This window comes from Archangium sp. (assembly GCF_036389735.1).
Classification (GTDB): Bacteria; Myxococcota; Myxococcia; order Myxococcales; family Myxococcaceae; genus Archangium.
On the sequence record NZ_DASVWK010000747.1, the window covers coordinates 1 to 9,921 of the forward strand.

Sequence of the window (9,921 nt, forward strand, 5' to 3'; positions counted from 1 at the left end):
CGGTGGAGGACGTGACGTCGCCGGTGGATCCGCAGGTGCTCGAGGACGGGACGCTGCTCGTCCACCTCACCAACAAGAACCAGGTGCTCATCGTCGACGGGACCACCATGCTGGAGAAGGCACGGCTGCCGTCCTCCAGCCTGGGCGCCACGCGGCCGGTGCACTCGTACGTGAGCCCGGCGCGCAACGGCAAGCGCTACTGGCTCACCCTCAATGATGGAAACGGGGCACCGGGGACGAACTCGGCTCTTTTCGTGGATGTGGCGCGGGGAAGTGGCACGTACCTCCAGCCGGTGGGCGAGGTGCGGCTCGGCAACGGGCACCACAAGGCGAGCTTCAGCAACACCCGCGAGCGCGTGGTCATCAGCAACATCGCCGACTGCGAGGACACGCTGAGCGTCTTCGACTACTCGGACGTGGGCAACGTGCGGCGGGTGCTGAAGGTGTCCGCCGCGGACCTCGGCTGGGGCCCGAGCCGCCCCTGCGCGGCCAACTACCAGGGCGGCGTCCCTCCGGCGCCCCATGGCTGCGCCACCTCCACCGTCTCCGGCAAGGCCTACTGCAACCTGACCGCGACGGGGGACATCGTCACCATCGACCTGGATGCGGAGCTTCCCACCTTCCAGTTGCTGCGCACCGAGGGCACGGGCGGCGGCTACACGAAGGCGCACCCCAATGGCCGCTACATCTACTCGTTGCAGGAGTCGCCTCGCGAGGGCAAGGCCCCGGGCGTGACGTGCCAGATGGGACAGCTCGTGGTCGTCGACGCGAGCACCGACACCGTCGTCCGCCAGGTGCCGCTGCTCTACCGGGGTCCCGGGTGTGACCTGGTGCTGGCGAGCACGGCGGCGGCGAAGGCGGGGCCCGGACACATCGTCATCAGCAAGGACGGGCGCACCCTCTACATCACCCCCGCGGGGGCCTTCCAGGACAACACCTCGCGCGTGAGCCAGGAGCTGGTGGTGGACCTCTCGGACCCGGCGGCCCCCGTGCAGCGGGCCTCCCTCCCGGTGGGGCTGAGCACCGGCCACCACGGCGATGTGCTCACCGCGGAGGGGCGGTTCCTCTTCGTGACGAACACCGAGGACGGCACGGTGAGCCAGATCGACACCACGACGAACACGGTCGTGAGCACGTTGAAGGTGCAGGACCGGCCCCTGGCGCTGGCGACCTTCGGCACCAACGAGGGCCCGAGCGCACATACGGGTCCGCTGCCATGAGCCGGCTCCTCCTCGTCACCCTGGGGGCGTGGGTGCTGGCCGCGTGCGCGAGCGGCGCGCGGCCGACTCCCGTGCGTGCGCCCACCACGGCCACGGTGCTCGGCCACTACTACATGGACGGGGAGGGCCTGAGTGTCGTCACCACCGGAATGACGGTGGAGCAGCCCGTGAAGGAGGGGCTCTCCGTGGAGCTGCGAGGCCTGGCGGACCGCATCGAGGTGAGCCGGCCCGACTCCGTGAACGTGGACGAGGGCAACCCGGACACGGGCCACACGCACGAGGGAGACGTGGACGCCATCACGGGGGCCTCGGTGCGGGTGGTGGAGGGCGAGCACCTGGAGGAGTGGCGCTTCGAGGGCGGCGCGGCGGTGAAGCTGGCGCGGCGGATGGGGGACACCCCCGTGGCGGTAGCAGTGTCGGGGCGCGTGAGCACCGAGACGGACTACCTGGCCTTCTCGGCACGGGTGGCGGGCTCGGTGGAGCTCTTCGAGCGCAACACGGCGCTGTCGGGCTTCGTGGGCTACGGCAGGGATCGGGTGAGCCCGCTGGAGGCACCTCCGGGTGAGACGGAGCTGTGGCCGGCGACGCACATGCGCCTCGTGACGGGGGCGGCGCTCACCCAACTCCTGTCCCCGTCGTTGATGGCGTCGGCGGGACTGGGGGCCTCCTTCCAGTCGGGGCAACTCAGCAGCCCCTACCGGCGCGCGTGGGTGCGTACGACGCTCTTCCCGGAGCACCTGCCGGACAGGCGGAGCCGCTTCACGGGGTACGCGGGCCTGTCCTGGGCGCTGGGCCAGGGCGTGGCGGTGCACGCGCGGCAGGGGGTCTACGTGGACACGTGGGGCGTCCGGGCGCTGGCGCCGGAGGCCGCGCTGGCGGTGGAGGTGGGCACGCGGGGACTCGCCTCGGTGCGCTACCGCTTCTTCCGGCAGTGGCCGGCGAGCTTCTACTCGCCCCGCTACGAAGAGCTCCACGAGGTGCGCTCGAGCGACATCCGCCTGGGTGCACAGAGAGGACACCAACCTGGGGCCAGGCTCGCCTGGACCCTCTGGGGTCGACGGGGGACGGCGGAGGCGTTGAATCTCCAGGGAGGCTACGAGTTTTCCTTGATCAGCCATCTCCAGCTCAGCGAGCACACCACGCTGGCGCACATCGTTTCACTCGGAGTGCAGGGAGGCTTCTGAGCCCGACTACCTCGCCTCCCTGTCCACCGTGTGAACGTTCCCCTGGAGTTTCACCCCCCCACCGGGATTTGGCATCGCGTCCGCCGCACTACTTCTGTAACAGGGTTTCGCGGCCAATCCGCGTGACGCTGCCGACAGAAGGGCGCAGGGGGCTCCAGCCCCGGTTCAACGATGTCCGACCTCATCGACTTCAAGTCGCTCTTCGACCTCTCCCCCAACCCCTACATGTTGGTGGACCGGGAGCTGCGGTACGTCGCGGCGAACCATGCCTATCTCCGGGTCACGGCGAGCCGGCTCGAGGAGCTCCTCGGGCGAAACCTCTTCGAGGTGTTTCCCAACGATCCGGACGACCCGAACAACAGCAGCGCGCGTCAGCTGCGGGAGTCGTTCGAGCGGGTGCTGGCCGGGCGCAAGCCGGACACGCTCGCGCTGATTCGCTATCGGGTTCCGCTCCAGACCGCCAACGGCGTGGTCATCGAGGACCGGTACTGGAGTGCCACCCACACGCCCCTCCTGGATGAGCGGGGCGAAGTGGCCTTCATCCTCCAGCACACCGTGGACGTGACGGAACTCCAGAACCTCCAGCGGGCGGTGAGAGCGGCGGAAGCGGCTCGGGACGCGGTTGTCCCCAAGGAGCAGCTGGAAGCGGGGGTTCTCCACCGCGCGCAGCTCATCCAGGAGACCAATGAAGTCCTGGGAGCCGAGCGCCTTCACCTCCGCCGCTTGTTCGAACAGGCACCCGGCTTCGTGGCTTTCCTTCGGGGACGGCAGCTCGTCTTCGAGCTGGTCAACCCCGCCTATTTCCAGCTCGTCGGCCATCGGGAGATCATCGGCAAGCCGGTCCGCGAGGCCCTTCCCGAAATCGAGGGGCAAGGCTTCTTCGAGCTGCTCGACCGGGTGTTCACGACGGGAGAGCCGTTCGTCGGCCGGGGACTCCAGCTCCTCGTGCAGCAGCAACCCGGTGCGCCTCTCACCGAACGGTATGTCGATTTCGTGTACCAGCCCATCCTCGAGCCCGATGGGACGGTGTCCGGCATCTTCGCCCAGGGGCACGACGTCACCGAGCAGAAGCACGCCCAGGAAGAGCTTCGCAAGTATCGCGAGCACCTGGAGGAGCTGGTCCGCGAGCGCACCCGCGAACTCGAGGAGAGCGAGGCCGAGCGACGCCTGACCGAGGCCGCGTTGCGGCAGGCCCAGAAGATGGAGGCGGTGGGCAAGCTCACGGGCGGCGTGGCCCATGACTTCAACAACCTGCTCCAGGTCATCGGCGGCAATCTCCAGCTCCTGCAGAGGGATCTCGTTGCCAGCGAGCGGGCGCAGCGGCGTCTGCAGACCGCCGTGGGGGCCGTCGAGCGCGGCGCCAAGCTCGCCTCGCAGTTGCTCGCGTTCGCGCGACAGCAGCCGCTCGAACCCCTGGTCATCAACCCAGGCCGGCTGCTGCGCGGCATGGATGACCTGATGCGGCGCGCCCTGGGTGAGGACATCGAGCTCCAGATGCACCTGGCCGACGGCGTCTGGAACACGTTCGCCGATCCCAACCAGCTCGAGAACGTCATCCTGAACCTGGTGATCAATGCCCGCGACGCCATGGAGCGCGCAGGCACGTTGACCATCGAGGCCAGCAACGTCGTGCTCGACGCGCAGCACACCCTGCTGCACCCGGATGTCGCGCCCGGCCCGTATGTGCTCCTGGCCATCTCCGATACCGGCTGCGGCATGTCTCCGGAGGTCATGGAGCGGGCCTTCGAGCCGTTCTTCACGACCAAGCCCGAGGGCCGTGGCACGGGGCTGGGCTTGAGCATGGTGTACGGCTTCGTCAAACAGACCGACGGGCACATCCACATCGACAGCGAGGTCGGGCGGGGGACGACCATCCAGATCTACCTGCCCCGTGCGCTCCAGGCCGAGGTGGTGCGCAACGAGGTCGCCGCAAGCCCGGTGGAGGGAGGCACCGAGACCATCCTGGTGGTCGAGGATGATGCCGCGGTGCGTGCCACGGTCGTGGAGCAACTGACGGAGCTGGGTTATCGCGTGCTCAAGGCCCACGACGGGCGGAGCGCGTTGGCGGTCATCCAGAGTGGCCTGCCCGTCGATCTGCTGTTCACCGACGTGGTCATGCCCGGCCCACTCCGCAGCCCCGACCTCGCCCGACAAGCCAAGGTGCTCCTACCGGACCTGGAGGTGCTGTTCACGTCGGGCTACGCGGAGAACGCCATTGCCCACGGGGGTCGGCTGGATCCCGGTGTCAGCCTGCTGAGCAAGCCCTATCGCAGGGAGGAACTGGCCCTGAAGCTGCGCAACCAGCTGCGCAACCGCCAGGAGCGGCTCTCCGCACGGCCCTCTTCCGCGAAGACGGCGCACCTGCGCATCCTCCTGGTGGATGATGATGAGGACGTCCGGTCTTCCGCCTGCGAGTTGTTGGAGGTCTGCGGACACCGCGTGAAGGCCGTCTCGAGCGCGGAGGAGGCCCAGAAGGCGCTCGCCGGTGACAGCTTCGATGTGCTGTTCACGGATGTGACCCTGCCCGGCATGTCGGGGGTGACGCTGGCCCGCGAGGCCCTCCGGCAGCGTCCCGGGCTGCGGGTCGTCATCGCCTCGGGCCATGACCTCGTGGTCGGCGACGGGGTGCCGGGAGCCGTGCTGCTGCCCAAGCCGTACGACCTCACCCAGCTGGAGCGAGTGCTGGAGCAGCTCATGGCCACCCGCTGAAAGTCCGCCTGGTTGGCCCACGGGGGGGCAGGCTCCACGCCCCCACGTAAAACCCGACGAGCGAGCAGCGCGCTGTTATCCTACCGAGCCGGCCTCTCACGTCCGCGCCCGCACGCCATGTCCTCGTCCGCTCCCTCGCTTCGACTCTCCGTGGATACGCTGCTTGGCCCTGGAGGCGCGCTCCAGGCCGCGCTGGAGAACTACGAGTACCGTCCGGAGCAGCTCCAGATGGCGCGCTCGGTGGACAAGGCGTTCAACGAGCGCGGCTACCTCCTGGCCGAGGCGGGCACGGGGACGGGCAAGACGCTGGCGTACCTGGTGCCGGCGCTGCTGTCGGGCCGGCGGGTGGTGGTGTCCACGGCGACGAAGACGCTCCAGGAGCAGATCTTCTTCAAGGACCTGCCGCTGCTGCGCGACCGGATGGGCCTGTCCTTCGAGGCGGTGTACCTCAAGGGGCGCAACAACTACCTGTGCCTGCACCGCTACGCGGCCTTCAGCAAGGACCCGCAGTTCTCCTCGCGGGAGGAGGCGCGGTACTGGAAGCACCTCCAGTCCTGGGCGAGCCGCACGGAGACGGGAGACCGCAGCGAGCTGGAGCTGCCCGAGTCCTTCAGTGCCTGGAGCCGCCTGTCCACGACGGCCGACACGTGCCTGGGCTCGAAGTGCCCGGTGTACGAGAGCTGCTTCGTGACGCGGACGCGTCGGGCGGCGGAGTCGGCGGACCTGCTGGTGGTCAACCACCACCTCTTCTTCGCGGACCTGGCGCTGCGCAGCCGGGGCCAGCGGGGCGAGGGTGGGGTGCTGCCGCCGTACGAGGCCGTCATCTTCGACGAGGCGCACGCCCTGGAGGACGCGGCGGGGAGCCACTTCGGGCACTCGGTGTCGAGCTTCCGGCTGGAGGAGTTGGTGCGGGACGCGCTGGCGACGCTGCCGCCGACGGACTCGCGCTTCGGGATGCTCTCGTCGTTGGTGGTGCGGTTGCGTACGCACTCGGAAGCGCTCTTCGCGCAGGCGCCGCGGGTGCTGGGGCTGCACGAGGGCGAGGGCGCGGTGGCGCTGAAGCCCGAGCGGCTGGGGATGCTCTCGGGACAGATTGAAGAGGTGAAGGAGTCGCTGTCGGCGCTCTCGGGCTTCACCACGAGCGAGCGCGAGCCGGAGCTGACGCTGCTGACGCGCCGGTGCGCGGAGCTGGTGGCGGACCTGTCCTTCCTGGAGAAGGTGGAGTCCCACGACCACGTGTACTGGGCGGAGGCGCGCGGCCGAGGCGTCTTCCTGCGCGCGAGCCCCATTGAGATTGCGAAAGAGCTGCAGGAGCGGCTCTACGGTGGGGTGGACACGGTGGTGTTCACCTCGGCGACGCTGGCGGCGGAGGGGCGCTTCGACTTCTTCGCGAGGCGGATGGGGCTGTACGACGACGAGGGCGTGCCGGTGACGAGCATCCGCACGGTGTCGGTGGAGAGCCCCTTCGACTTCGAGGAGCAGTCGGCGCTGTACCTGCCCACGCACCTGCCGGACCCGGCGGCGCCCGGCTTCATCGAGGCGGCCACGGAGGAGATCATCCGGCTGTGCGAGGTGACGGGAGGCCGGGCCTTCGTGCTCTTCACGAGCCTGCGCAACATGGAGCGGGCGCACGCGCTGGCGCGCAACAGGCTGCCCTACCAGGTGCTGTTGCAGGGCGAGCGGCCCAAGCAGCAGTTGCTGGAGGCCTTCCGCGAGCTGCCCAGCGTGCTCTTCGCGGCGCACAGCTTCTGGGAGGGCGTGGACGTGCCAGGGGACGCGCTGAGCCTGGTCATCATCGACCGGCTGCCCTTCGCCTCGCCGGGGGATCCGGTGGTGGCGGCGCGCATCCGTCAGTTGGAGGCGCGTGGCGAGGAGGCCTTCGGGGGCTACCAGTTGCCGCAGGCGGCGCTGGCGCTGCGACAGGGCTTCGGCCGGCTCATCCGCACTCGGGCGGACCGGGGCATCGTGGCGATGCTGGACCGGCGCATCGTCACGAAGAACTACGGCCGCGCCTTCCTCAAGAGCCTCCCGCCGGCCCGGCGCATCGACCAGGTCGACGCGCTGGAGGGCTGGTTCAACGGCACGAGCACGTTCAGGGTCTCGCGCGAGGACGACGTGGACTTCTGAGGCTCAGTGGCCTCCGCCCGACTCGAGACCGAGCTCGGGAATCTCGAACTCCGGCTTGAGCCGCTGGAGCACCTTGGCGAAGGACTCCTTGTCCTGGGCCTTCTCCAGGGCGGCCTCGGGGGTGATGGTGCCCGCGCCCACCAGCTTCTCCAGGTGCATGTCCAGCGTCTGCATGCCCAGGTTCTGGCTCGCCTGCATCTTGCTGGCGATTTGAAACACCTTCCCCTCGCGGATCATCGAGGCGATGGCGCTCGTGCCGATGAGGATCTCGAGCGCCGCCACGCGGCCCTTGCCGTCCGCGGTGCGGATGAGCTGCTGGGCGACGATGCCGGCGAGGCCCTCGGCGAGCATGCCGCGCACCTGGGGCTGCTCCTCGGCGGGGAAGGAGTTGATGATGCGGTCGATGGTGGCCGGCGCGCTGTTGGTGTGGATGGTGGCCATCACCAGCACGCCGAAGCTGGCCAGCTGGAGCGCCATCTTCATGGTCTCGTTGGTGCGCAGCTCGCCGATGAGGATGACGTTCGGGTCCTCGCGGCCCGCCGAGCGGATGGCGTTGGCGAAGCTCGAGGCGTGGATGCCCACCTCGCGGTGCGTCACCTGGGACTTCGCCGACTCGTGGACGAACTCCACCGGGTCCTCGATGGTGAGGATGTGCGCCGAGCGGGTGTGGTTGATGTGGTGGATCATCGCCGCCAGCGTGGTGGACTTGCCGCTGCCGGTGGGGCCGGTGACGAGCACCAGTCCGCTGCGGCGCTCGGCCAGCTTGCGCACCACCTCCGGCGTGTTGAGCTCCGCCAGCGACAGCACCTTGCTCGGGATGGTGCGGAAGACGGCCGCCAGCCCCGTCGTCTTCTGGAAGTAGTTGGCGCGGAAGCGGGCCCGGGTGCCGTAGCTGTAGGCGAAGTCCAGGTCGAGGTCCTCGATGATCTGCCGCTTCTGCTCGGGGCTGGTGAGCTCGAAGAGCAGGGCCTCCATCTCCTGCTGGGAGAGGAGGGCCTCGCGCAGGGGCGTGAGCTGCCCGCGGATGCGGCCCAGGGGCGGGTGGCCGACGCTCAAGTGGAGATCGCTCCCCTTTTGATCCAGGAGCTTGTCGAAGAGGGCGGCGATGCGCGGCGCGGGGGTCATGATCAGGCCGTCTTGCGGTTGAGGAGGTTGCCCATCTTGGAGAGGAGCTGCTTGGCTCCATCCGGGGAGGTCGGCTCGGGAGGAGCGTTGGGCCGCTTGCCCGTCACCACGGCCTCCAGCTCGTCGGGGCTCTCGGCGTAGCCCTTGGCGATCTCCAGCGTCGTCTTGCCCGCGCGCACCAGCTCGGCGAGCGAGTCATCGAAGCGCACGATGCCGAGCGACTTGCCGCGCTGCTGGAGGGAGGGAATCTGGAACGTCTTGTTGTCGCGGATGAGGTTGCCCAGGGCGACGGAGCCGGGCAGCAGCTCGGCGGCGGCCACAAGTCCCGTCCGGGTCGCGTTGGGCAGCAGCCGCTGGCTGACGATGAGGCGCAGGCTGCTGGCGAGCGTCATGCGCACCTGGGCCTGGTCCCCCGGGGGAAAGAGGTCGATGAGTCGGTCGATCGTCTTCGCCGCGCTGGGCGTGTTCATCGTGCTGATGAGCAGGTGACCCGTCTCGCTGGCGGCCAGGGCCATGCGCACCGTCTCGGTGTCACGCAGCTCGCCCACGAGGATGGCGTCCGGGTCCTCGCGCAGGCTGCCCTTGAGGGCGCTGGCGAAGGTCTTCGTGTGCGTGCCCACCTCGCGCTGGCTCAGCAGCGCCTTCTTGCGCGGGTGGAGGAACTCGACGGGGTCCTCCACGGTGAGCACGTGGTGGGACGTGTCACGGTTGATGATGTCCAGGATGGCGGCCATGGTGCTCGTCTTGCCGTGGCCGGAGGGGCCGGTGACGACGATGAGGCCCTGGTGGTGATGGGTGGCCTTGGCGATGTCCGCCGGCAGGCCGAGCGACTCCAGCGTGGGAATGTCGCGTGGGATGACGCGGAAGGTGCCTTTGTAGCCGGTGCGCTGGCGGCAGATGTTGACGCGGAAGCGGCCGGCGTGGTGCAGGTCCAACGAGAAGTCACAGCTGCCGTCGCGGTCGAGCACGGGGCGCAGCCGCGCGGGCACATGGGGCAGGAGCAGCTTCTCCACGCCCTCGGGGGACAAGGGCTCGCCGTGGGGCAGCAGCTCGCCGACGATGCGGAAGAGGGGAGGGCGGGCGGCGATGACGTGCAGGTCGCTCGCGCCCACGTTGCGTGCGTCCTCCAGCAACATGGCCAGGTCGCGCGCGGACTCCGGCCGCACCACGAGGCGCGGACCCGAGGGCGCCGCCTCGGCGGCGGGCTCGGCGGGGGGAGGTGGCTGGGGCTCCGGTGCCGGCTGCGCGGGCTTCTCCTTTTCCGGCGCGATGATCTGGACGCCCGCGGCGGGCCGGGCGGGCTTGGGGGCGGGAGCGGCGGGCGCGGAGGCTCCGGGCTGCTGCGGCTCGGTGCGCAGGACGCGCACGTTGAGCACCTCTCCCCGGCGCAGGGCTCCGACGATGACGGGGCCCAGGCCCTCCAGGCGCATCGCCCACTGGCTGGGCTTGTCGGAGACGGTGGCGGCGCGGGCCTCTCCCACCAGGGCATTCAGCATCCCCTGCAGCCCCTCGGCCGTGAGGAGGGCCGGGTCCAACGCCTCGAAGGCGCCGGCCGC

Annotated in this window: 6 protein-coding genes; 4 read left to right on the plus strand and 2 right to left on the minus strand. The window is 69.6% G+C overall.

All coding sequences use genetic code 11. From position 1 onward, the window contains the following. The 4 genes from VF794_RS26545 to VF794_RS26560 form a co-directional block, all read left to right on the plus strand. Positions 1-1,220: hypothetical protein (locus VF794_RS26545; RefSeq protein ID WP_331115121.1), on the plus strand; the 1,220-nt coding region annotated here is incomplete at its 5' end. Then, positions 1,217-2,404: a DUF3570 domain-containing protein gene (locus VF794_RS26550; RefSeq protein ID WP_331115122.1), complete on the plus strand. Its 1,188-nt coding sequence runs from the start codon at positions 1,217-1,219 to the stop codon at positions 2,402-2,404. The genes VF794_RS26545 and VF794_RS26550, both read left to right, overlap by 4 nt. A 171-nt stretch (positions 2,405-2,575) precedes the next feature. Next, positions 2,576-5,113 carry a PAS domain-containing protein gene (locus VF794_RS26555; protein ID WP_331115124.1) on the plus strand — a complete coding sequence of 846 codons (2,538 nt, stop codon included), beginning with the start codon at positions 2,576-2,578 and terminating at the stop codon, positions 5,111-5,113. 117 nt (positions 5,114-5,230) lie between these two features. Continuing rightward, the gene (locus VF794_RS26560) at positions 5,231-7,240 is read left to right on the plus strand and encodes an ATP-dependent DNA helicase (protein WP_331115126.1); all 2,010 of its coding nucleotides are present in this window, start codon (positions 5,231-5,233) and stop codon (positions 7,238-7,240) included. Positions 7,241-7,243: 3 nt separating this feature from the next. Here the strand turns inward: VF794_RS26560 and VF794_RS26565 are convergent, their stop codons facing one another. Then, positions 7,244-8,365, minus strand: a complete 1,122-nt coding sequence (locus tag VF794_RS26565; protein WP_331115128.1) for a PilT/PilU family type 4a pilus ATPase — start codon at positions 8,363-8,365, stop codon at positions 7,244-7,246. Between the two features lie 2 nt (positions 8,366-8,367). Further along, a partial coding sequence (locus VF794_RS26570; protein WP_414640957.1) for a type IV pilus twitching motility protein PilT occupies positions 8,368-9,921 on the minus strand: 1,554 nt, incomplete at its 5' end.

Excerpts from the sequence above, each read along its gene's own strand:
- VF794_RS26550 (WP_331115122.1), top strand. The coding sequence starts at position 1,217 with ATGAGCCGGCTCCTCCTCGTCACCCTGGGGGCGTGGGTGCTGGCCGCG.
- VF794_RS26555 (WP_331115124.1), top strand. The coding sequence starts at position 2,576 with ATGTCCGACCTCATCGACTTCAAGTCGCTCTTCGACCTCTCCCCCAAC.
- VF794_RS26560 (WP_331115126.1), top strand. The coding sequence starts at position 5,231 with ATGTCCTCGTCCGCTCCCTCGCTTCGACTCTCCGTGGATACGCTGCTT.
- VF794_RS26565 (WP_331115128.1), bottom strand. The coding sequence starts at position 8,365 with ATGACCCCCGCGCCGCGCATCGCCGCCCTCTTCGACAAGCTCCTGGAT.